Source organism: Bradyrhizobium sp. NBAIM01 (assembly GCF_020194115.1).
GTDB lineage: Bacteria > Pseudomonadota > Alphaproteobacteria > Rhizobiales > Xanthobacteraceae > Bradyrhizobium > Bradyrhizobium yuanmingense.
This window is the reverse complement of the sequence record NZ_JADYVU010000002.1, coordinates 183,033-204,886: the sequence shown is the minus strand read 5'-3', so window position 1 is coordinate 204,886 and position 21,854 is coordinate 183,033. Positions and strand designations below refer to the sequence as shown.

Below are 21,854 nucleotides of genomic sequence, written 5' to 3'. Positions count from 1 at the left end.
AGCGTTGCCAATAGCTTAACAAAGGTGAAATTTTGGTGGCGGCCTTTTTCTTAACTCCGTCGGGGCGAGGCCCCACATCCGCCTTTGTTGGCGGCTGCAAACAGGCTAGCAAGGATGCCATTGCTCCCGTCCCATGTGCCCCAAGGTATTCGATCGATCCCATGAAGATTCGCAAAGCCGTATTCCCCGTCGCCGGCCTCGGCACCCGCGTCCTGCCTGCCACCAAGGCGATGCCGAAGGAAATGCTGACCATCGTCGACAAGCCGCTGATCCAATACGTCTATGACGAGGCGAAGGAAGCCGGCATCGAGCACTTTGTCTTCGTCACCGGCCGCAACAAGGCTGTCATCGAGGATCATTTCGACCGGATGTTCGAGCTCGACGCGACGCTGGCCGCGCGCGGCAAGAAAGCCGAGCAGGATATCCTGGCGCAGAACCAGCCCGAAGCCGGCGCGGTCAGCTTCACCCGCCAGCAGGCGCCGCTCGGCCTCGGCCACGCGGTCTGGTGCGCGCGCGACATCGTCGGCAACGAGCCGTTCGCCGTCGTGCTGCCGGACGAGCTCGTGCTCAACACGCCCGGCTGCCTGAAGCAGATGATCGAGATAGCGTCCTCGCTCGGCGAGAAATCCAACCTGATCGCGGTCGAAGCGGTGCCCGATCACCTGACCCATCAATACGGCATTTGCGGCGTCGGCAAGCGCAACGGCAAGATGTTCGAGGTCGACGGCATGGTCGAGAAGCCGGCCAAGGGCACCGCGCCCTCCAACCTTTCGATCACCGGCCGCTACATCCTGCAGCCCGAGATCTTCAAGATCCTGGAGACCCAGGAGCGCGGCGCCGGCGGCGAGATCCAGCTCACCGACGCCATGATCGGGCTTGCCAAGACGCAGAAATTCTACGGCGTCGAGTTCGAGGGCGAGCGCCATGATTGCGGCTCCAAGCCCGGCTTCCTGCGCGCCAACATCGCCTATGGCTTGAAGCGGCCGGAATTGCGCGACGGCCTGGTCGCGGAGATGAAGAAGTATCTGGGGCAGTAGCTCCCGCCGTCATCGCGAGCGAAGCGAAGCAATCCAGAATCCTTCCGCTGAGGAAGTCTGGATTGCTTCGTCGCAAGAGCTCCTCGCAATGACGAGAGCGAGAGACCGCCTCACGCCACCAGCGACAGCTGCGGCAGGCTCGCCACCACCGACTGGTTGCGCCCGCCGGCCTTGGCGGCGTAGAGCGCCTTGTCGGCGGCGGCAACCAGTAGCGGCCAGTCCATGCCGGCGGCGGGGACGAGGCTCGCGATGCCGCAGGACACCGTCGACATCGCCTGATCGTCGGACCAGCCCTGCACCTTGAGGCGGATCATCTCCGCCACCTTGTGGGCCTCAGTGGCCGAGGTGTTCGGCAGCAGCACGGCGAATTCCTCGCCGCCATAGCGCGCCGCGCAATCGCCGGCGCGGCTCACCGAATCGGAAATGCAGATGGCGATGCCGACCAGCACCTGATCGCCGGCCTGATGGCCGAACGTGTCGTTGTAGGCCTTGAAGTGATCGGTATCGATCATGAGCAGCGCGATCGGCGCCTTCTGGCGCATGGCGCGCCGCCATTCGACGTCGATGACGGAATCGAATTTGCGGCGGTTTTTCAAGCCCGTGAGCGCGTCGGTCGTCGCCAACTCCTCGAGCTTGCGCTCGGCCTCGGCGCGCCGGCCGATCTCGCGCGCGAGCACGAGGGTCGATCCCAGCACGAACAGGATGAGCGCCAGCACCACGGTGCCGATGCGGAGCGCCTCCCTTTGCCAGAGTGCGAACACCGCGGCCAAAGGCTTGCCGGCGACCACGAACAGCGGACCATTGTTCTTGCTGCGGACATAGAGCCGCGGGGTCGCATCGACCGGGCCCTGTCCCGAATAGGCGGCGCCGACCCTGAGATTGTCGGCCTTCCAGTTCTGACGGTCGTTCAGGTTCGTGCCGATGATGTCGAGATCGAACGGTCGCCGCATGATGATGGTGCGGTCGCGCTTGAGCACGGTGATGGTGTCCTCAGGGTCGAGGTTGAGCCGATCGAACAGCTCGTGGAAATAGCTGAAGCGGATCGAGCCGGCGACCACGCCCATGAAGCCGCCGTCAGCGTCACTGATGCGCCGGCTCAACACGATCGAGTAGGCGCCGCGAAACAGCATGGGACGGCTGATGAACAGCTCCGTGCCGGGATTATCCCGGTGGACCTTGAAGTAGTCCTCCTCGCTGCGGTCCTCGGGCAGGGGATCGAGCGTGGACGCATCGATGGTCAGCCGGCCCTCGGCGTCGAACACCTGGATGGCGCCGAAATGTTTGGCGGTGGTTGCGTGGTCGAACAGGATCAGGTGACGGATCGTCTTTGAGACCGTCGCCAGCTCGGGCAGCAGCATGTTGCTGGCCACCGCCTTCAGCGACAAATCGTAGATCTCGACGTTGCGGCTGACGTCGGACTCGATCGTGGTCGCGAGGTTCTCCAGCGTCTGGCGGGCGAGTGCCTCCTCGCCGCGGCGCATGTCGAGCATGACGTTGACGCAAATGGCGGAAAAACCGATCACCGTCACCACGGACGAGATGATCAGCAGCTTCGCCGAAATCCGCCACGGCCGGCGGGCCGCAACGTCGCGCCATCCAGAGAACATTTTTCGCTCCTGTCCATAGTGGATGCGCCCGAAAGCTTGCGTAGTGTTTAAGCCGCGACGGCGCTGCCGCAATGAGTTAAGAATCGGTTTATGCGGCTGACGGTTTTGAGCAGCCTGACTTCGCCCCGGACGAGAGGACGAGTGTGAACGACTACGACGCGTTGCGCGATTATCTGCTGCGGCAGAAGCAGGAGGAGCTCGTGCTGAGCTTTGAGCAGATCGAGGAGATCATCGGCGCGGCGCTGCCGCGCGCGGCCCAGCGTGCCTCATGGTGGGACAGCCTTCGCAGCCCCGACATCCAGATGCCGCAACGCGAAGCCTGCCTCGCCGCCGGCTTCGTGGCGACACGCATGCCGGACGGCCAGAGCGTCCGGTTCAGGAAGCAGAAGGGTGAGCGGCGGCGCTAGTGCGTGACTACCCTTCTCCCCTTGCGGGAGAAGGTGGCGCGAAGCGCCGGATGAGGGGTATGTCTCCGCGCATTCAGATGGATTTGGACGTGGGGAGAGATACCCCTCACCCCCGCTCGCTTGCGAGCGGACCCTCTCCCGCAAGGGGAGAGGGGAAGATCAACTCGCAGCTTCCAGCCGCACTTCCGTGAGCAGACGCATCGCCGCGTCCGCGTCCATCGGCTCGCCGAAGGCAAAACCTTGCGCGTATTCGCAGCCCATCTGGTAGAGCTCGACGGCGTCCGAATCGGTCTCGGCGCCTTCGGCGACGACGTCCATGCCGAGGTCATGCGCGAGCGCGATGATCGACTTCAGGATCACGGGGCGGGTGCCGCGGCTGGTGGTGCGTACGAACGACTGGTCGATCTTGATAGTGTCGAACGGGAAGCGCTGCAGATAGGCCAGCGAGGAGTGGCCTGTGCCGAAATCGTCGAGCGACAGCCCGGTGCCGAGCTCGCGGATCCGGGTCAACATCTGGGCTGCGTGCTCCGGATTCTCCATCACCAGCGATTCCGTCAGCTCGAGCTTGAGCGTGCCGCGCGCCACCGAGGAGCGCGACAGCACGGTACGGACATCGTGGATCAAATCGTGGCGCAGCAGCTGCCGCGAGGAGACGTTGACGGAAGCGAAGATCGGCTCGCGCGAGCGCATCGCCCGCTGCCACACCGAAAGCTGCTTGGCGGTCTGGTCGAGCACGAACATGCCGAGGTCGACGATCAACCCGGTCTCCTCGGCGATGGTGATGAACTCGGAGGGCGCCATGCGTCCGAGCTTCGGGTGGTCCCAGCGCGCCAGGGCCTCGAAACCGGCGATGGAGCGATCCTCCAGCCGCACGATCGGCTGGTACAGGATCGTGATCTCTTGGCGCTCGATGGCGCGGCGCAACTCGCTCTCCAGCGTCAGGCGGTCGGTCTTGCGCGCCCGCATCGCCGGCTTGTAGACGTCGATGCGGTCGCCGCCGATCCGCTTGGAGTGATACATCGCCAGCTCGGCGTCCTTGATGATCTCGTCCGTGAGCTGGGTTTGCGGATCGGACAGCGCGAGGCCGATCGACGCGGTGAGGAAGATCTCGCGGTCGTTGAAGGCGATCGGCGCGCGGATGGTCTTGCGGATGGTCTCGGCGAAAGCGGTGATGCGGGCCGGGTCCTGCTCCGACAGCAGGATCAGGCCGAATTGGTCGCCGGCCATCCGCGCCAGCGTGTCCTGCGGCTTCAGGATGCGGGTGAGGCGGCGCGCCAGCGTGAGCAGGATGGAATCGCCGACCGCGATGCCGACGGAATCGTTGACCTGCTTGAAGCGGTCGAGGTCGATCACCATCAGCGTCGGCCGCAGCGTCGGCATGGTCTTGGCGAAATGCGCGACCGCGCCCAGCCGGTCCATGAACAGTTTCCGGTTGGGCAGGCCGGTGAGATTGTCATGCACGGAATCGTGCAGCAGGCGCTCCTCGGCGTTGCGCAGCTCGGTGACGTCAGTGAGCGTGCCGACCACGCGCGAGACCTCGCCGTCCGAGCCGACCACCGGGCGCGCCTTGAGCGCGAACCACATGAAGTGGCCGTCCGGCGTGCGCAGACGGAAATCCTGCACCAGGCGGCCGCGGCGCTGGTCGAGCACGCTGTCGAGCGCGGCGCGGAAACGGTCCTGGTCGAGCGGATGCAGTACTTCTAACCAGGAGGCGGCCGGGCCTTCCAGCGTCCCGCGCTTCAGCCCGAGCAGGGCTTCGGTCTCGGGACTGGTGAACACCTTGTCGGCGGAGACGTCCCAGTCCCAAATCAGGTCGCCGGAGCCGGCCAGTGCCAAAGCGCGCCGCTCGATGTCGGAGACGACGCCGGTGCTGGCGCCGCCGCCGGCAAAGGCGTGCTGCATCACCGTGAAGCCGATCAGCATCACGATCAGCACGAGGCCGCCGAGCAAAGCAGGGCCGACGATGTCGTTGGTGACCGAGCCCGCCACCGTCATGCCGGCCGCGACCACCCAGACCACGAGGAGGAACCAGGTCGGGATCAAGAGCACGGCGCGGTCGAAGCCGTGGGTGGAGAGATAGACGATCAGCGCGAAGCCGGCGAAGGCGATCAGCACCAGCGAGATGCGGGCGATGCCGGAGGCCACCGCCGGGTCGAACAGCGCGAGCGCCACCAGCGAGCCGAGGAACGCGAGCCAGCCGACGGTGATGTGCGAATAGCGCACGTGCCAGCGGCTGAGATTGAGATAGGCGAACAGGAACACCAGGAGTGTCGCCGCCAGGATCGCTTCGCCCGCCGCGCGCCAGATGCGCTCGGCGTTGTTCGACATGTCGAGCACCTTGCCCCAGAAGCCGAAATCGACGCCGATATAGACCAGCACCGCCCAGGCCAGCGCCGCCGCGGCCGGGAACATGATGCTGCCCTTCACCACGAACAGGATGGTCAGCACCAAGGCAAGCAAGCCGGAGATGCCGATCACGATGCCCTGGTACAGCGTGAAGGAGTTGACCTTGTCCTTGTAGGCTTCCGGCTCCCACAGATAGAGCTGCGGCAGCTTGTCGGTGCGCAGTTCCGCGACGAAGGTGACGACGGCGCCGGGGTCGAGCGTGATGCGGAACACGTCCGCGGTGGCGCTTTCCTGCCGTTCCGGCCGGTCGCCGATCGAGGGCGTGATGGTCGCGATGCGCGACAGGCCGAGGTCGGGCCACAGCAATCCCGAGGAGACGATCCGGTAATGCGGAGCGACGATCAGGCGGTCGAGCTGGTCGTCGGTGTTGTTGGCGAGCGCGAACACCACCCAGTTCTGTCCGCCCTCGCGGGCGCGCACCTCGATGCGGCGGACGATGCCGTCGGTGCCGGGTGCGGTGGAGACCTGGATACGATCGGCATCGCTGCGCTGATGCTCGAGCACGCCGGTGAGGTCGATCGCGGGCGCGTCGCTGCGGACGCTGACGGCGTCGAGCGCGCGCGCAGGATACGCGGCGACAAGAATCATGAGGCCCAGCGCGATGGGCGCGAGGCACCTGATCAGACGCAAGGTCAGTTCTCCGCGTTCGACGCAAACTCGTCAGTGCAAGGCAAATCTAAAAGGCGATTTCAGACCGGACCGATGCGGTTCGGTGCGTCGCGATAGATGCCACGAAAGCGAGGAAAATCAAAGGGTTTCCGGCTTGCCCTGTGGGCCAGCGGCCTAGGCCTCCAACACAATTTTGCCAATATGTGCGCTCGTTTCCATGCGCCGGTGGGCGTCTGCCGCCTTTTCCAGCGGGAAAGTGCTGTCCATCACCGGCTTGACGCGGCCTTCGCGCAAAAGCGGCATCACTTTCTGCTCGATCGCGGCCACCATCGCCGCCTTGTCCGCATTACTACGGGGGCGCAAGGTCGAGCCGGTATGGGTCAGGCGCTTGACCATCACCTTGGCGATGTTGACGCTGACCTTGGGGCCGTTGAGGGTCGCGATCTGGACGATGCGGCCGTCGACCGCGGCGGCATCATAGTTGCGGTCGACATAGTCGCCGGCGACCATGTCGAGGATCAGGTTGATGCCAACGTTGTTGGTCTCCGCCTTCACCACGGCGACGAAGTCTTCGGTCTTGTAGTTGATGGCGCGGTCGGCCCCCAGTTTGAGGCAGGCGTCGATCTTGTCCTGCGATCCCACGGTGACGAACACTTTCGCACCGAAGGCTTTGGCAAGCTGAATGGCCATGGTGCCGATGCCGGACGAGCCGCCATGGATCAGCAGCGTCTCGCCGGCCTTGAGGCCGCCGCGTTCGAACACATTGTGCCAGACCGTCATCAGTGTTTCCGGCAGCGCGCCGGCTTCCTTCATCGACAGCGCCGGCGGCACTTTCATCGCCTGGGCGTCCTGGGCGATGCAGTACTGCGCATAGCCGCCGCCGGCGACCAGCGACATCACCTTGTCGCCGACCTTGTGCCGCTTGGCGTTGCTGCCGACCGCGACGACTTCGCCTGATATCTCGAGGCCGGGCAGGTCGCTGGCGCCGGGCGGCGGCGGATAGGCGCCGGAGCGCTGCGCCACGTCGGGCCGGTTGACGCCGGCAGCTTCGACCTTGACCAGGATCTCGTCGGGGCCGGGCTGCGGAACACTGCGTTGCTCCGGCACCAGCACCTCCGGCCCGCCGGGCTTGGAGATGGCGACCACGGTCATTTGCGCGGGCAGCTTGTCCATGATGTGTCCTTGAGCAAAAGTGCGGGAGGAAACGAGGCCCTTGCTTAGCCAGCGCGGTGCAGGCTGGCAACCGCCTTAGGCCGTGTGGTCCGGTCCGCGGACGAGAGGAGCAACGACGATGCCGCTAGAAGAGGACGATCGCCCGCGCAAAAAGATCAGCCATGAAATTGGGCAGGACCTCTCACTTTTGTCAGTGGAGGAACTGACCGAGCGCGTGGCGCTGCTCAAGACCGAGATCGCAAGACTGGAAGAAGCCACCGCCAAGAAACGCGCCTCGCGCGATGCGGCGAACAGTATTTTCAAGTCGTAGTGGTCGCCGCACAACGACTGTCGTCCCGGACGCGTGGGCCGAACTTTCCCCGCCTCGTCATTCCGGGGCGGCGCGTCAGCGCCGAGCCCGGAATCCATAATCCAGGCTCTTGCAAAAGGGCGCGCCAAGAGAGCCGGGCCGTTCCATCCGCTCGTGGTTATGGATTCTCAGATGCGCAATTGCGCATCGTAGCTCGCGACTTCGTCGCGCCCCGGAATGACGACGGAGAGTCTGTTCCCGCAGCACACTCGGCCACTGGCTCACATGACTAATGAACTCTGAAAAAATTAGCTCGTTTACTTCGGATTAAGCTTTCGGGTTTATGACTGGAACTGTCCTCGTTTGGACACCGAGTGGCTCCTGTCCACTCTGTTTGACGCCTCCCTGTTATCAACTTTCAAAGCCGCCGGTCTCCGGCGGCTCTTTTTTGCGTTCACTGCCCGGTTTGCACCTCTCATCCCGGTTGCATTCGAAAGGATTGACCCGCAGAAACCATATCCGCGCTTGTCACTGGACTCCGCGTCCCGCCCGCGCAATGATTTGTTCATCATAAGCCGGCGGCAAAGCCGGGCAGTCAAACAGTTGCGTAAGAGGCGTTAACCATGGAACGTTTGCAGGCCGACGGCGCGCTCGTTCAGCTCAGTGAGCGATTCACCAATTCTGCGGCGTTCGGCAATTTGTTCCGTGAGGGCATGGACCTCGTCGAGGAGACCGCCGCCTATCTCGACGGCGCCGGCCGCGTCGAGGCCAAGGCGCTCGACCGCGCCGTCAGCCTCACCTATGCGACCGAGAGCATGCGCCTCACCACGCGCCTGATGCAGCTCGCCTCCTGGCTGCTGCTGCACCGCGCGGTCAAGGAAGGCGAGATGACGCTAAGCCAGGCCAATCGCGAGAAGACCAAGGTCAAGCTCACCGCCGCCGATCCCGGTCCCGCCGACACCATCGAGAAGCTGCCCGCGCAGCTTCAGGACCTGATCCATCGCTCGATGAGCCTGCAGACCCGCGTCCGCCGCCTCGACAGCACGATCCACACCCCGCCGGCCGAGCAGGCCACGATCGGCAACCCGCTGGTGCCGCACCTCAACGCGCTGAAGGCCGCGTTCGAGCGGTAGGGTCTATCAACAATCGTAATTCCGGGACGCGCCTCTTGGCGCGGGCCCGGAATCCATACTCCCGATCGAGGTTATGGATTCTCAGATGCGCAATTGCGCATCGTAGCTCGCGACTTCGTCGCGCCCCGGAATGACAGCCCCAAAACAAAAACGCCCCCGGTCTCCCGGGGGCGTTTTCATCTCCAGCCTTGCGGCCGGCTCAATCCTTCTTGAGAAAGCCCGAAAACTTCTTCTGGAAGCGCGAGACGCGGCCGCCGCGGTCCATGATCTGGGCGGAGCCGCCGGTCCAGGCCGGGTGCGACTTCGGGTCGATGTCGAGGTTCAGCGTGTCGCCTTCCTTGCCCCAGGTCGAGCGGGTCAGGTACTCGGTTCCGTCGGTCATGACGACCTTAATCGTATGATAATTCGGGTGAATTTCGGCTTTCATGGCAATTCCTCGGCGCTCCGGCGCCTTCTTGGGTGGCTCGCGAATGACGGATTTGGGCGGCTCTATACCTCACGAAACACCGCAAAACAAGCCATGCCCGCGCGCTGGACCGGGTTTGCCCCTAAGGGACTTCCCGGATTTGCCACTACTTCTGCACCAGCCTATTGGGAGCAGATCAATGCAACGGGTCGGATCTCATGAGCGCAGTGGAACGGCTGGATGACCACGATGTCGAACGGCCCGCAATGAACGCCGCGGACAATCCCTCGATCGAGGCCGAGCTGATCGAAGCGCCGGCCAAGGGCCGCGCCAAGCTGCGGCCGCTGCTCGCGCTCGCGCCGTATGTGATCCGCTATCGCGGTCGCGCGGCGCTGGCCTTCGTCGCGCTCACGATCGCCGCGCTGACCACGCTGCTGGTGCCGGTCGCGGTGCGCCGGATGATCGATTTCGGCCTGACGCCCGAGGGCATCGAGCTGATCAACAGCTACTTCTCGGTGATGCTCGCGGTCGTCGCCGTGCTCGCGATCGCCAGTGCCGCGCGCTACTACCTCGTGATGACGATCGGCGAACGCATCGTCGCCGATCTCCGGCGCGACGTCTTCGCCCATCTGCTGTCGCTCTCTCCCGCCTTCTTCGATTCCGCCCGCAGCGGCGAATTGATCTCGCGCCTCACTGCCGACACCACCCAGCTGAAATCGGCGGTCGGTGCCTCCGTCTCGATCGCGCTGCGCAACCTGATGATGTTCCTCGGCGCGACGGCGATGATGGTGATCACGAGCCCGAAGCTGTCGGGCTTCGTGCTGCTGGCCATCCCTTTGATCGTGCTGCCGCTGGTGGCGTTCGGGCGCTGGGTGCGGCGCCTGTCGCGCAATGCGCAGGACACGCTCGCCGACGCCTCCGCCTATGCCGGCGAATTGGTCGGTGCGATCCGCACCGTGCAGGCCTATACCAGCGAGCAATTTGCCGAGAAGCGTTTCGGCGGCGAGGTCGAGCAGGCCTATGAAGCCGCGCGCACCTCGACCCAGGCCCGCGCCGTGCTCACGGCGATCATCATCTTCATCGTGTTCGCAAGCGTGGTCGCCATCCTCTGGATCGGCTCGCATGACGTGCTCACCGGCGCGATCACGCCGGGCCGGCTCGGCCAGTTCGTGCTGTATGCGGTGTTCGCCGCAGCGGGGCTCGGCCAGCTCAGCGAGGTCTGGGGCGAGGTCTCGGCGGCGTCGGGCGCGGCCGAGCGCCTGTTCGAGATCCTCCACGTCAAGCCCGAGATCACCGCGCCTGCGACGCCGCTTGCGCTGCCGGTGCCGGCGCGCGGCGAGGTCGGCTTCGATCGGGTCAGCTTCGCCTATCCGGCGCGGTCCGACGTCAAGGTGCTCGACGCCGTGTCGTTCACCGTGCGCCCCGGCGAGAAGGTCGCGATCGTCGGTCCCTCCGGGGCCGGCAAGAGCACCATCTTTCATCTGCTGCTGCGCTTCTACGATCCGCGCAGCGGGACGATCTCGCTCGACGGCGTGCCGGTCAAGTCCGCCGACCCCGGCGATTTCCGCGCGCGCATCGCATTGGTGCCGCAGGAATCCGTGGTGTTCGCCGCGAGCGCCCGCGAGAACATCCGCTTCGGCCGGCCCGATGCGACCGATGCCGAGGTCGAGCGCGCCGCCGAGCTCGCCCATGCCGCCGAATTCATCCGCCGCCTGCCCGAAGGTTTCGAGACTGCGCTCGGCGAGCGCGGCGTGACGCTCTCCGGCGGCCAGCGCCAGCGCATCGCGATCGCGCGCGCCATCCTGCGCGACGCGCCGCTGTTGCTGCTGGACGAAGCCACCTCCGCGCTCGACGCCGAAAGCGAGACGCTGGTGCAGACCGCGCTGGAAGAGCTGATGCGCCACCGCACCACGCTCGTCATCGCCCACCGCCTCGCCACCGTGCTCTCCTGCGACCGCATCCTGGTGATGGACCAGGGCCGGATCGTCGAGCAGGGCACGCATGCCGAGCTCGTCGCGGCGAACGGGCTCTATGCGCGGCTGGCGCGGCTGCAGTTCGAGGGCGCGTAGACGCCTCACACGGCGGAAAGTACCGGGGACCTCACGCCTTCCACACCATCTTCAACACCGGCCGCCCCGAGGTCGGGTTCACGTCGTCGCCCGCATGGGCGAAGCCGCTACGCTCGTAGAAGCGGATCGCGCGGGCATTGTCCTTGTTGACGAGCAGCGTGACGCCCGAGGGCGACAGCCGCTTGGCCTCGTCGACCAGCAGCCTTGCCGCGTCGGAGCCCCAATGCGCGGGATCGACGACGAGCTGGTCGAGATAGCCTTCGCCGTCGACGGTGACGAAACCGACCAGCGCGCCGCCCTGCTCCGCCACCACGATCTGGGCCTTCGGCACCAGATCCCTCAGCCAGCGCTCGCGCCACCATTCGAGCCGTGCGGCGAAGTCGATCTGCGGATAGGCCTGCTGCCAGGTGCGATGCCAGAGATCGATCGCGACGGCTTCGTCTTCGGGTCGGTAAAGGCGGAGGTGGAGCGCGCTCACTACCGCTCCGTCAGCTTCAGCTCGATGCGGCGATTGCGCTTGTAGGCCTCCTCGGTGTTGCCGGTATCGAGCGGCTGGAATTCGCCGAAGCCGGCCGCGACGAGGCGCTGGGCGGGCACGCCGAGCGAGACCAGATATTGCACCACTGAGATCGAGCGCGCCGCGGACAGGTCCCAGTTCGACCTGAAGTTCGCGCCGCTCACCGGCCGCACGTCGGTATGGCCGTCGACGCGCAGCACCCAGGGGATGTCGCTCGGGATCTTCTTGTCGAGCTCGATCAGCGCCGCTGCCAAGGTGTCGAGCTCGGCGCGGCCCTCGGGCAGCAGCACCGCCTGTCCCGTGTCGAAGAACACTTCGGACTGGAACACGAAGCGGTCGCCGACGATGCGGATGTCGGGGCGGTTGCCGAGGATGGCGCGCAGCCGGCCGAAGAATTCCGAGCGGTAGCGCGACAGTTCCTGCACGCGCTGCGCCAGTGCCACGTTCAGGCGGGAGCCGAGGTCGGCGATGCGGTTCTGCGATTCCTTGTCGCGCTTCTCGGAGGCATCGAGCGCCTCCTCCAGGGCCGCCAATTGCCGGCGCAGCGCGCTGATCTGCTGGTTCAGCACCTCGATCTGCGCCAGCGCCCGCGCCGAAACCGCCTTCTCCGAGTCCAATGCCTTGCCGAGCTCGGCGGTCTTGCCTTGCGCATCGTTGCCGGCGGCAGCCAAGCCGTCATAGAGGCCCTTGATGCGGTCGCGCTCGGACTCGGCCGAGGCGAGCCCGGCTTTCAGCGACGAGACCTGGTCGTCGAGGGTGAGCTTGCCGAGCTTCTCCAGCGACAACAGCTCGTTGAGCTGGGCGATCTTGGCGTTGAGCTGCTCCAGCGCCTTGTCCTTGCCGGTGACCTCCTGCGACAGGAAGAACTGCACCACGAGGAACACCGACAGCAGGAACACGATCGACAGCACCAGCGTCGACAGCGCGTCGACGAAGCCGGGCCAGTAGTTGAGACCGCCTTCGCTGCGGCGGGCGCGGGCAAGGGCCATGTCATCCGTCTCCACTCTTGTGTCCCGGACGCGGTGCAGCGTGCAACGCCGCTGCGCAGAGCCGGGACCCATCTTGTCCCTGACGCTGGGCCCCGGCTCAGCGATGCATCATTTCATGCTGCGTCGCGTCCGGGGCACAACACCGTCTCAACTCTTCTCGGGCTGGCGCGCGATCCGCTCCAGCAGGCGGCGGATCTCGCGGTTCTGCTCGCCCTGGCCGTCGGCCCATTCGCGGATCATCTGCTGCTCGGTGCGCATGTGCGAGACCAGCGCCTGGATGGCTTCGGCAAGGCTCGCCATCGCCGCGGTGGTGCCGCGGCCGGCGCTGCCTTCCTCGAGCACGGACCGCAGCCGTTCGACCGCGGCCTGAAGCTCGCCGCTGGCGACGCCGCCGCCGGTCGCGACAGGCGCCTCGCCGTTGCCATACTCGCGCACTGTGGTGGCGAGCCAGTCTTCGAGATCGGTGTAGAAGCGGTTCTGCGCCTGGCTCGATTGCAGATCGAGGAAGCCGAGGATCAGCGAGCCGGCAAGGCCGAACAGCGAGCTGGAGAAGGAGATGCCCATGCCGCCGAGCGGGGCGGCGAGACCTTCCTTCAGCGTGTCGAACAGCGCCCCGGAATCGCTCCCGACCTTGAGCCCGTCGATCACCTTGCCCACCGAGCCCACCGTCTCGATCAGGCCCCAGAAGGTGCCGAGCAGGCCGAGGAAAACCAAGAGGCCGGTCATGTAGCGGGAGATGTCGCGGGCCTCGTCCAGGCGGGTCGCGATCGAATCGAGCAGGTGCCGCATCGTGGTCTGGGTGATGGTCATCCGCCCCGAGCGCTCCCCGCCAAGGATCGCAGCCATCGGCGCCAGCAGCTTGGGGTGGCGGGCCGGCGCCAGGCCGGGATCGGCGACGCGGAAATTGTTGACCCAGGAGACTTCGGGATAGAGCCGGATGACCTGGCGGAAGGCCAGGATGATGCCGATGAACAGCACCCCTCCGATCAGGGCGTTGAGCCCGGGATTGGCGAAGAAGGCCTGGACGATCTGCTTGTAGAGCACCACGCTCACCAGCGTGCACAGCACCAGGAAGACCAGCATCCGCACCAGGAAGACGCTGGGCGAGGACAGTTTGGTGTACTCGATGTCCATGGTGGATCGGGAAGTGCCAGACCGCATGCCGGTATCATCCGTTACGTAAAGCTTGCTTGCGGCGCGCACTATGGCACAGCGCCGGCCCAAAAAAAGCGCCGGATGCGCCGATTTCGGGGACAGCTCGGGGAACCCGGACCGGAAGCGGTGCTTTGATAAGCAGGTCTCTGCAGAAGTTCGCCATTCGGGGGGCGCATGAGCGTCGTTTCCGCGATCATCGGGACTGCCGAGCGTGTGCCGCTGCCGGACGTGGTGATCCGCGCCGCGATCCAGCGCCTGTGCTCCCGCATGGCGACGCGCCTGTCCGGGCTGGGCCTCGGCGACGATGCCGCCTTCGCCGGGCGGATGATGCTGCGGCCGATCGCCGAGGGCGCGGCAGCGGGGCATGACGCGGTGCCCGCGGCCTTCTTCGCCGACTTGCTCGGCCCCAAACGCAAATTCTCCTCCTGCTTCTACAAGACCGACGCGACCACCTTGCGGGAGGCGGAGGAGGAGGCGCTGCGCCAGACCGTCGAGCATGCCGGCCTGACCGACGGCCAGGCCATTCTGGAGCTTGGCTGTGGCTGGGGCTCGCTGTCGCTGTGGATGGCACGGCAATTTCCGCACGCGACGGTGACGGCGGTCGCGGCCTCGCAGGCGCAGCGCGCCTCCGTCGAGGAGGAGGCGCGGCGGCGCGGGCTGCTGAATCTGCGCGTGGTCACGGCCGACATGAACGTGTTCGCGCCCGATGGCCAGTTCGACCGCATCGTCTCGGTCGAGATGTTCGAGCGGATGAGCAACTGGCGCAAGCTGATGACGCGCGTGCGGTCATGGCTCGCGCCGGAGGGACGGTTCTTCATGCACGTCGTCACCCACCGGTCCGGCTCGCATCTGCCTGACCCGGCCGATCGCGACGACTGGATCGCGCAATACGTCTACACAGGCGGGCTGATGCCGAGCCATCACCTCGTCAGGCAGTTCGACGATATCTTTGCCATCGAGAAGGAATGGTGCTGGAGCGGCACGCACTACCAGCGCACCGCCAACGACTGGCTGGCCAATTTCGATGCCCATCGCGAGGCCATCGAAGCCTCCTTGCACGGGGTCCACGGCGAGGAGACCGCTCTCTGGATGCGTCGCTGGCGCTGGTTCCTGCTCGCGACCTCGGGCCTGTTCGGTTACGCCGACGGAACAGAATGGGGCGTCAGCCATTACCGGATGAAGGCCGCCGAGTAATTGCGATGTTCGGCCGCACACGCGGCGGTGGAACTTAGATTCACAATCAAGTTACACCGCAAAAGACTTCTGATTTCAACAGGATAAGCTGTGTGACAATGAGCCGCCTGCGCCATGCGTTGCATCGCAGCAGATGCATTCTATTTTGGCGGCATCAGCCGCGTGCAAAAGGTCCAGAACGGGCTTCGCGCGAGCATGATCAGTTTCAACAATCGGGGCATCCCACTTCATGTTTGGAATTCGAGCGCGATCGGCATGCGTTGCAATGATGCTCGCGGCCCTTGCGCCGCTGCTGGGTGCTTGCGAGGAATCCAGTTCCGCGGTGTCCGCCGCCCAGCCGCCTGCCCCTGACGTCAGCATCGTTATCGTCAAGCCGCAGCCGCGCGCCGTGGTGCGCGAGCTGCCGGGCCGCATCGCCCCGACCCGGGTCTCCGAAGTCCGGCCGCGCGTGTCCGGCATCGTGGTAGAGCGCCTGTTCCGCCAGGGCAGCGAGGTCAGGGCCGGCGATCCGCTCTACCGCATCGATCCGCGCCCGTTCGAGGTCGAGGTCATGGCCAACGAGGCCGCGCTGGCGAAGGCCGAAGCGGCATTGGCGCAGGCCAAGCAGCAGGCGCATCGTATCGCCACCCTGACCAGGGATCGCGCCGCGCCCGAAGCCGAGAACGAGAAGGCGATTGCGGCCGAACGCCAGGCCCATGCCGAGGTCGAGGGCCGCAAGGCCGAGCTCGCGCGGGCCAGGCTTAATCTCGACTACGCCACCGTGCGTGCGCCGATCGACGGCGTGGTCGGCGCGGCCCTCGTCAGCGAGGGCGCGCTCGCCGTGCAGAACGAGACCAATCTCGCCACCATCCAGCAGCTCGATCCGATCTATGCCGACTTTACCCAGTCGGTGACCGAGCTCAACCAGCTCCGCCGCGCCTTCGAGACCGGCGACCTCGATCGCATCGCCGCCGATGCCGCCAAGGTGCGCCTCGTGCTCGACGACAACACCATCTATTCGCTCGACGGCAAGCTGCTGTTCTCCGACGCCAAGGTCGACGCCCACACCGGGCAGGTGACGTTGCGCGGCGAGTTCCCCAATCCCAAGCGCGAGCTGCTCCCGGGCATGTATGTCCGGGTCCGCATCGACCAGGGTCTCGATTCCGATGCGATCGCGGTGCCGCAGCAGGCGATCCAGCGCAATGGCGGCGGCGGCAGCGAGGTGTTCGTCGTCAAGGACGACAATCACATCGCGGTGCAGCCGGTGCGCACCGGCTCGGTGCAGGACGGCCTCTGGTTCATCACCGAAGGCCTGAAGTCCGGCGACAAGGTCGTGGTCGAAGGCTTCCAGAAATTCGCGGCCGGCGACAAGGTCAAGCCGCAATCCTGGTCGGAGGCGGAAGCGACCGCAGACAACCGGCACGCTCAGCAGCTCACGCGGTAACGCTCCGCGCAGCAAGTGTCGTCCTTAACCTGAGGAGCCCGCTGCAAGCGGGCGTCTCGAAGGATGGCCGCGGGAGAGAGCCGGGCCTTCATGGTTCTCGCGGCGATGCGCGGCATCGTCCGGAGCGCGCGTTCCGCGCTCCTCACCATGAGGGTCTAACCGAACAACGAGGATAAAACGGCCAATGCCGAGTTTCTTCATCGACAGGCCGATCTTCGCCTGGGTGGTCGCGCTGTTCATCTGCTTGATCGGCGCGATCGCGGTGCCGCTGCTGCCGATCGCGCAATATCCGATCATCGCGCCGCCCTCGATCTCGGTCTCGACCAGCTATCCCGGCGCCTCGCCGGAAAACCTCTACAATAGCGTCACGCGGCTGATCGAGGAGGAGCTCAACGGCGCCGCCAACATCCTCAATTTCGAATCGACCAGCGACTCGCTCGGCCAGGTCGAGATCATCGCCAATTTCCAGCCGGGCACCGACACCAGTGCCGCCTCGGTCGAGGTCCAGAACCGCATCAAGCGCGTCGAGGCGCGCCTGCCGCGCGCGGTGATGCAGCAGGGCATCCTGATCGAGGAAGCCTCGAGCGCAGTGCTGCAGATCATCACACTGAACTCGACTGACGGCAGCCTGGATGAAGTCGGCCTCGGCGACTTCATGATCCGCAACGTGCTCGGCGAGATCCGCCGCATTCCCGGCGTCGGCCGCGCCACACTGTACTCGACCGAGCGCTCGCTTCGTGTCTGGGTCGATCCGGCCAAGCTGGTCGGCTATGGCCTGACCGCCGACGACGTCAACAAGGCCATCACCGCGCAGAACGCGCAGGTCGCTTCCGGCAGCATCGGCGCCGAGCCGTCGACCTCGAACCAGCGCACCTCGGCACTGGTGCTGGTCAAAGGCCAGCTCTCCTCGCCCGACGAGTTCGGCGCCATCATCCTGCGCGCCAATGCCGACGGCTCGACCGTGCGCCTGCGCGACGTCGCGCGCATCGAGGTCGGCGGCCTCAGCTACCAGTTCAACACGCGCCTCGACGGCAAGCCGACGGCGGGCCTGTCGGTCCTGATGTCGCCGACCGGCAATGCGCTGGCGACCGCCAGCGCGGTCGAAGCGAAGATGAAGGAGCTGTCGCGCTTCTTCCCGGCCAACATCACCTACGAGATCCCCTACAACATCACCCCTGTGGTCGAGGCCTCGATCGAGAAGGTGCTGACGACGCTGGTCGAAGCCGTGGTGCTGGTGTTCGTGGTGATGTTCTTGTTCCTGCAGAACATCCGCTACACCATCATTCCGACCATCGTGGTCCCGGTGGCGCTGCTGGGCGCCTGCTCCACGCTGCTGCTCGCCGGCTATTCCATCAACATGCTCTCGATGTTCGGCATGGTGCTGGCGGTCGGCATCCTCGTCGACGACGCCATCGTCGTGGTCGAGAACGTCGAGCGCATCATGGCCGAGGAAGGCCTGCCGCCGAAGGAAGCGACGCGGAAAGCCATGTCGCAGATCACCGGCGCCATCATCGGCATCACGCTGGTGCTGATGGCGGTGTTCGTGCCGATGGCGTTCTTCCCGGGCTCGGTCGGCATCATCTACCGCCAGTTCTCCGTCACCATGGTCGCCGCGATCGGCTTCTCCGCCTTCCTGGCGCTGTCGTTGACGCCGGCGCTGTGCGCGACGCTGTTGAAGCCTGTGGCAAAGGGGCACGGTCATTCGACCAACTTCGTGTTCGGCTGGTTCAACCGCATGCTCGAAGGCGTCAAGGAACGCTATTCGCGCACCGTCGGCTTTTCGCTGAATCGCACCGGCCGCTTGATGCTGGTTTATGCCGCGCTGCTGGTCGGCCTGTCCTGGGCCTTCGTCAACCTGCCCGGCGGCTTCCTGCCCGTCGACGACCAGGGCTTCATCACCACCGACGTGCAGACGCCCTCGGATTCGTCCTATGCCCGCACCGAGGCCGTGATCGAGAAGGTCGAAAAATATCTCGCCGCGCGGCCGGGCGTCGACAACGTCACCTTCCTCACCGGCTTCAGCTTCTCCGGCCAGGGCATGAACACCGCCCAGGCCTTCATCACGCTGAAGGACTGGTCGGAGCGCGGGCCGAAGGACTCCGCTGCCGCGATCGTCAACGACGTCAACCGCGACCTGGGCTCGTCGATCCGCGACGCAAAAATCTCGGCGCTGCAGCCGCCGCCGATCGACAATCTCGGCAACTCGTCCGGCTTCTCGTTCCGCCTCCAGGATCGCGGCCAGAAGGGCTATCAGCAATTGATGCGCGCCGCCGACCAGCTGATCGCGGAGGCCAATGCCAGCCCGGTGCTGCAGAAGGTCTATATCGAAGGCCTGCCCGAGGCGGGCGTGGTCAATCTCATGATCGACCGCGAGAAGGCCGGCGCGTTCGGCGTCACCTTCGAGGACATCAACAACACCATTTCGACCAATCTCGGCTCGAACTACATCAACGACTTCCCGAACCGCGGTCGCATGCAGCGCGTCGTGGTGCAGGCGGACGCGCGCGACCGCATGCGGGCCGAGGACATCCTCAACTACAACGTCAAGAACAGCCGCGGCCAGCTGGTGCCGTTCTCGTCCTTCACCACGATCGAATGGGCGCGCGGCCCGACACAGATCGCCGGCTTCAACTATTATCCGGCGGTGCGCATCTCCGGCGAGGCCAGGCCCGGCTTCACCTCGGGCGATGCCATCGCCGAGATGGAGCGGCTCGCCGACCGGTTGCCGCGCGGTTTCGGCTATGAATGGACCGGACAGTCGCTGCAGGAGAAGCTGTCGGGCTCGCAGGCGCCGTTCCTGCTCGCCCTGTCGGTGTTCGTGGTGTTCCTGTGCCTCGCCGCGCTCTACGAGAGCTGGACCATTCCGCTCGCGGTGCTGCTCACCGTGCCGCTCGGCATCGTCGGCGCGGTCACTGCCGCCATGCTGCGCGGCCTGCCCAACGACGTCTATTTCACCGTCGGCCTGATCACCATCATCGGCCTCGCCGCCAAGGACGCGATCCTGATCATCGAGTTCGCGAAAGACTTGCGGAAGGAAGGCAAGCCGCTGGTCGAAGCCACCATCGAAGCCTGCCGCCTGCGCTTCCGCCCCATTTTGATGACCGGCCTTGCCTTCATCTGCGGCGTGCTGCCGATGGCCATCGCCCACGGCGCCGGCGGCGCCAGCCAGCAGGCGCTCGGCAGCGTGGTGATGGGCGGCATGATTGCGGTGGTGATCCTGGCGCTGTTGATGGTGCCGGTGTTCTTCGTCTCGGTGCAGCGCGTGCTGGGCGGGGACAGGGAGCCGAACGCGGCGCGGGACGCTGAAGCGCACGGCCGACCGGCGCGGGCGCACACCGGCCACTGACGTACCGGTCCGTCATTCCGGGGCGTGCGAAGCACGAGCCCGGAATCCAGCGGGCCACCATTGACGAGGATCAATGGATTCCGGGCTCGCGCCAAGAGGCGCGCCCCGGAATGACAGGGGAATGTGGAGCGCGAGCTGCCGCCTTAAGCCGGCTTCCGCAAGATCTTCACCAGCTCCCCGTGCACGTACTCATTCCCGCACACGACGTGCCCGGTGACCAGCGGGTCGCCCGGCGTTGCGATATCGCTGATGGTGCCGCCGGCTTCGCGCACCATCAGCATACCGGCCGCGATGTCCCAGGATTGCAAATCGCGCTCCCAATACCCGTCGAGCCGGCCGGCGGCGACGAAGGCGAGATCGAGCGAGGCGGCGCCGAAACGGCGGAGGCCCGCGACGCGGTCCTGGATCGCCATCATTTCGCGGCGGAATTCCTCGTGGTCGCCGCGGCCGATATGGGGCAGGCCGCAGGCCACCACGCACTCGCTCAGCTGGCGGCGGCCGGCGACGCGCAGGCGCTGGTCGTTGAGGAAGGCGCCCTTGCCGCGCTCGGCGATGTAGAGCTCGTCATTGGCGGGGTTGTAGATCACGCCCGCAATCACGGTGCCCTCGCGCGCAAGCCCGATCGAGATCGCGAATTGCGGGATGCCGTGCAGGAAGTTGGTGGTGCCGTCCAGGGGATCGACGATCCAAGTGTGGCTCTTGTCGGTGCCCTCGCGCGCGCCCCCTTCCTCGCCGATGAAGCCGTAGCCGGGCCGGGCCTTGGCGAGGTCCTGGTAGAGGATCTCCTCGGCGCGCTTGTCGGCGAGCGAGACGAAATTGGCCGGTCCCTTCAGCGAGACCTGGAGATGCTCGATCTCGCCGAGATCTCGCTTGAGGCTGCGGCCGGCGCGGCGCGCCGCCTTGACCATGACGTTGATAGTGGCGGAATACAGCATATGCTTCTGGTCTTGATCGGGGGGAGGGGCGCGGAAACGCGCCTGTTTGGGGGACTGGGTGCCCCGTGAGGGGCCCCGCGTCAAGTCATTTGGACCCGAGCCACTTCCTGGCAGCGGCCTCGGCCTTGGCGCGGTCATCGGCCGGCAGATCGGAGAGCTGCTTGTCGAGCTCGGGGTCGCCCTTGCCGGCCGTCTTGGCCACCAGGTGCCATTTGAAGCCCTCGATCTTGTCCACGGGCGTGCCAACGCCGTTGATCAGCACCCAGGCCAGCCGGTTCTGCGCGATCGCGCTGCCCTGGCGGGAGGCCTTGCGAAGCAGGGCGACGGCTGCCGGCTGGTTCTTCGGCGTGCCGGTGCCGTTGAACATCGCGATGGCATATTCGACCTCGGCATCGACATTGTCGGCGATCGCGGCGGCCTGCAGCAGCCGCACCGCGCGTTCGGGGTCCTTCGGCACACCGGTGCCCTCCTTGTAGAAGGTCGCGAGCGCGTATTGCGCTTCGGGCAGGCCTGCATCGGCGGCTTGGCGCAGCAGTTCCGCCGAACGCCGGACGTCCTGCGGCAGCGTCTGGCCGTCCAAATAGAGCAGGGCGAGGTTATAGGCCGCCTTGGGCTCGCCGAGCTTGGCGGCGGAGGCCATCAGCCTGACCGCCTCGCTTTTGTCGACCGGGCCGCCGCGGCCGGAGATGCGCAGCATGGCGAGCGCGAACATCGCCTCGCGATCGCCGGCATCGGCGGCGCGCTTGTACCATTCGGCCGCCTTGACGTAGTCGCGCCTTATGCCCATGGCGTTGGAATAGAGCTCGCCGAGCATGGTCATCGCCTTGGCATCGCCCGCTTGTGCGCGCACCGTGGCGAGCTCGAACGCGGTCTTGTATTGCCCGCGCTGATAGGCGCCGAACACGAGGTCGACGTTGGGATCGTCGGACGGCGGCGCGGGGATCACGGTTGCCGGCTTGGGCGAAGCGGACGGCTTGGGAGATGCCGTAGGCTTCGGCGCCGGTGCTGCCTCCTTCTTCTTGGCAGGGGCGGGCGGCTTTGGCTTCTGCTTCTCTGCCGGTGCGCTCGGCGTCGTCGCCGGCGGGGTGATCTGCAGCTGCGCGGCCGCGGGTACTGTCAGCAGCAGCGTGGCGAGCATGGTGATGCACGGGAGCTTCAT

General features: G+C 65.9%; 17 protein-coding genes. 8 read left to right on the top strand and 9 right to left on the bottom strand.

Features of this window, described 5'->3' with window-relative positions:
* The first annotated feature begins 161 nt into the window (after positions 1 to 161).
* Positions 162 to 1,037 (top strand): UTP--glucose-1-phosphate uridylyltransferase, encoded by an 876-nt coding sequence (locus I6F31_RS07305; protein WP_225126387.1) that lies wholly within the window; start codon positions 162 to 164, stop codon positions 1,035 to 1,037.
* Between the two features lie 110 nt (positions 1,038 to 1,147).
* Here the strand turns inward: I6F31_RS07305 and I6F31_RS07300 are convergent, their stop codons facing one another.
* Positions 1,148 to 2,644, bottom strand: a complete 1,497-nt coding sequence (locus tag I6F31_RS07300; RefSeq protein ID WP_225126385.1) for a diguanylate cyclase — start codon at positions 2,642 to 2,644, stop codon at positions 1,148 to 1,150.
* A 143-nt stretch (positions 2,645 to 2,787) separates the two neighbouring features.
* Between I6F31_RS07300 and I6F31_RS07295 the strand changes: the two genes are divergently transcribed.
* A complete protein-coding gene (locus I6F31_RS07295; protein ID WP_035998268.1) occupies positions 2,788 to 3,051 on the top strand; it encodes a hypothetical protein in 264 nt (87 codons plus the stop codon).
* A gap of 159 nt (positions 3,052 to 3,210) precedes the next feature.
* Here the strand turns inward: I6F31_RS07295 and I6F31_RS07290 are convergent, their stop codons facing one another.
* Together I6F31_RS07290 and I6F31_RS07285 are read right to left on the bottom strand one after the other, a co-directional pair.
* A complete protein-coding gene (locus I6F31_RS07290; RefSeq protein ID WP_035998272.1) occupies positions 3,211 to 6,087 on the bottom strand; it encodes an EAL domain-containing protein in 2,877 nt (958 codons plus the stop codon).
* Positions 6,088 to 6,240: 153 nt separating this feature from the next.
* Positions 6,241 to 7,239 (bottom strand): NAD(P)H-quinone oxidoreductase, encoded by a 999-nt coding sequence (locus I6F31_RS07285; RefSeq protein ID WP_035998275.1) that lies wholly within the window; start codon positions 7,237 to 7,239, stop codon positions 6,241 to 6,243.
* Positions 7,240 to 7,357: 118 nt separating this feature from the next.
* On the opposite strand from I6F31_RS07285, the gene I6F31_RS07280 reads away from it, so the two are divergent.
* Together I6F31_RS07280 and I6F31_RS07275 are read left to right on the top strand one after the other, a co-directional pair.
* Positions 7,358 to 7,549, top strand: coding sequence for a DUF1192 domain-containing protein (locus I6F31_RS07280; RefSeq protein WP_225111693.1), 192 nt, complete (start codon positions 7,358 to 7,360; stop codon positions 7,547 to 7,549).
* Between the two features lie 602 nt (positions 7,550 to 8,151).
* A complete protein-coding gene (locus I6F31_RS07275; RefSeq protein WP_035998279.1) occupies positions 8,152 to 8,661 on the top strand; it encodes a DUF1465 family protein in 510 nt (169 codons plus the stop codon).
* A 199-nt stretch (positions 8,662 to 8,860) separates the two neighbouring features.
* Here the strand turns inward: I6F31_RS07275 and rpmE are convergent, their stop codons facing one another.
* Positions 8,861 to 9,088, bottom strand: a complete 228-nt coding sequence (rpmE, locus tag I6F31_RS07270) for a 50S ribosomal protein L31 (RefSeq protein ID WP_027573780.1) — start codon at positions 9,086 to 9,088, stop codon at positions 8,861 to 8,863.
* Positions 9,089 to 9,285: 197 nt separating this feature from the next.
* Between rpmE and I6F31_RS07265 the strand changes: the two genes are divergently transcribed.
* Entirely contained in the window at positions 9,286 to 11,136 is a 1,851-nt protein-coding gene (locus tag I6F31_RS07265) for an ABC transporter ATP-binding protein/permease (RefSeq protein ID WP_225185199.1), read from the top strand.
* 31 nt (positions 11,137 to 11,167) lie between these two features.
* Here I6F31_RS07265 and I6F31_RS07260 read toward each other — a convergent pair whose 3' ends face one another.
* The 3 genes from I6F31_RS07260 to I6F31_RS07250 all read right to left on the bottom strand — a co-directional run bounded on the left by I6F31_RS07260 (position 11,168) and on the right by I6F31_RS07250 (position 13,803).
* Positions 11,168 to 11,614 carry a GNAT family N-acetyltransferase gene (locus tag I6F31_RS07260; protein WP_036021703.1) on the bottom strand — a complete coding sequence of 149 codons (447 nt, stop codon included), beginning with the start codon at positions 11,612 to 11,614 and terminating at the stop codon, positions 11,168 to 11,170.
* Entirely contained in the window at positions 11,614 to 12,642 is a 1,029-nt protein-coding gene (locus tag I6F31_RS07255; protein ID WP_036021776.1) for a peptidoglycan -binding protein, read from the bottom strand. Before I6F31_RS07255 ends, I6F31_RS07260 begins: the two co-directional genes overlap by 1 nt.
* A 147-nt stretch (positions 12,643 to 12,789) precedes the next feature.
* Complete coding sequence (locus tag I6F31_RS07250; RefSeq protein WP_036021706.1) at positions 12,790 to 13,803, bottom strand: hypothetical protein; 1,014 nt, start codon at positions 13,801 to 13,803, stop codon at positions 12,790 to 12,792.
* Between the two features lie 168 nt (positions 13,804 to 13,971).
* On the opposite strand from I6F31_RS07250, the gene I6F31_RS07245 reads away from it, so the two are divergent.
* From I6F31_RS07245 to I6F31_RS07235, 3 genes are all read left to right on the top strand, one after another.
* Positions 13,972 to 14,991: a cyclopropane-fatty-acyl-phospholipid synthase family protein gene (locus tag I6F31_RS07245; protein ID WP_225185198.1), complete on the top strand. Its 1,020-nt coding sequence runs from the start codon at positions 13,972 to 13,974 to the stop codon at positions 14,989 to 14,991.
* Between the two features lie 265 nt (positions 14,992 to 15,256).
* Positions 15,257 to 16,414 (top strand): efflux RND transporter periplasmic adaptor subunit, encoded by a 1,158-nt coding sequence (locus tag I6F31_RS07240; RefSeq protein WP_035998298.1) that lies wholly within the window; start codon positions 15,257 to 15,259, stop codon positions 16,412 to 16,414.
* Between the two features lie 184 nt (positions 16,415 to 16,598).
* Entirely contained in the window at positions 16,599 to 19,760 is a 3,162-nt protein-coding gene (locus tag I6F31_RS07235) for a multidrug efflux RND transporter permease subunit (RefSeq protein ID WP_225149269.1), read from the top strand.
* A 143-nt stretch (positions 19,761 to 19,903) separates the two neighbouring features.
* Here the strand turns inward: I6F31_RS07235 and I6F31_RS07230 are convergent, their stop codons facing one another.
* Complete coding sequence (locus I6F31_RS07230; protein ID WP_225185197.1) at positions 19,904 to 20,695, bottom strand: inositol monophosphatase family protein; 792 nt, start codon at positions 20,693 to 20,695, stop codon at positions 19,904 to 19,906.
* Between the two features lie 85 nt (positions 20,696 to 20,780).
* Positions 20,781 to 21,854, bottom strand: coding sequence for a tetratricopeptide repeat protein (locus I6F31_RS07225; protein WP_225126373.1), 1,074 nt, complete (start codon positions 21,852 to 21,854; stop codon positions 20,781 to 20,783).

Coding starts and splice junctions, on each gene's coding strand:
- I6F31_RS07305 (WP_225126387.1), top strand. CDS start 162: ATGAAGATTCGCAAAGCCGTATTCCCCGTCGCCGGCCTCGGCACCCGC.
- I6F31_RS07300 (WP_225126385.1), bottom strand. CDS start 2,644: ATGTTCTCTGGATGGCGCGACGTTGCGGCCCGCCGGCCGTGGCGGATT.
- I6F31_RS07285 (WP_035998275.1), bottom strand. CDS start 7,239: ATGGACAAGCTGCCCGCGCAAATGACCGTGGTCGCCATCTCCAAGCCC.
- I6F31_RS07280 (WP_225111693.1), top strand. CDS start 7,358: ATGCCGCTAGAAGAGGACGATCGCCCGCGCAAAAAGATCAGCCATGAA.
- I6F31_RS07275 (WP_035998279.1), top strand. CDS start 8,152: ATGGAACGTTTGCAGGCCGACGGCGCGCTCGTTCAGCTCAGTGAGCGA.
- rpmE (WP_027573780.1), bottom strand. CDS start 9,088: ATGAAAGCCGAAATTCACCCGAATTATCATACGATTAAGGTCGTCATG.
- I6F31_RS07265 (WP_225185199.1), top strand. CDS start 9,286: ATGAGCGCAGTGGAACGGCTGGATGACCACGATGTCGAACGGCCCGCA.
- I6F31_RS07255 (WP_036021776.1), bottom strand. CDS start 12,642: ATGGCCCTTGCCCGCGCCCGCCGCAGCGAAGGCGGTCTCAACTACTGG.
- I6F31_RS07250 (WP_036021706.1), bottom strand. CDS start 13,803: ATGCGGTCTGGCACTTCCCGATCCACCATGGACATCGAGTACACCAAA.
- I6F31_RS07245 (WP_225185198.1), top strand. CDS start 13,972: ATGAGCGTCGTTTCCGCGATCATCGGGACTGCCGAGCGTGTGCCGCTG.
- I6F31_RS07240 (WP_035998298.1), top strand. CDS start 15,257: ATGATGCTCGCGGCCCTTGCGCCGCTGCTGGGTGCTTGCGAGGAATCC.
- I6F31_RS07235 (WP_225149269.1), top strand. CDS start 16,599: ATGCCGAGTTTCTTCATCGACAGGCCGATCTTCGCCTGGGTGGTCGCG.
- I6F31_RS07230 (WP_225185197.1), bottom strand. CDS start 20,695: ATGCTGTATTCCGCCACTATCAACGTCATGGTCAAGGCGGCGCGCCGC.
- I6F31_RS07225 (WP_225126373.1), bottom strand. CDS start 21,854: ATGAAGCTCCCGTGCATCACCATGCTCGCCACGCTGCTGCTGACAGTA.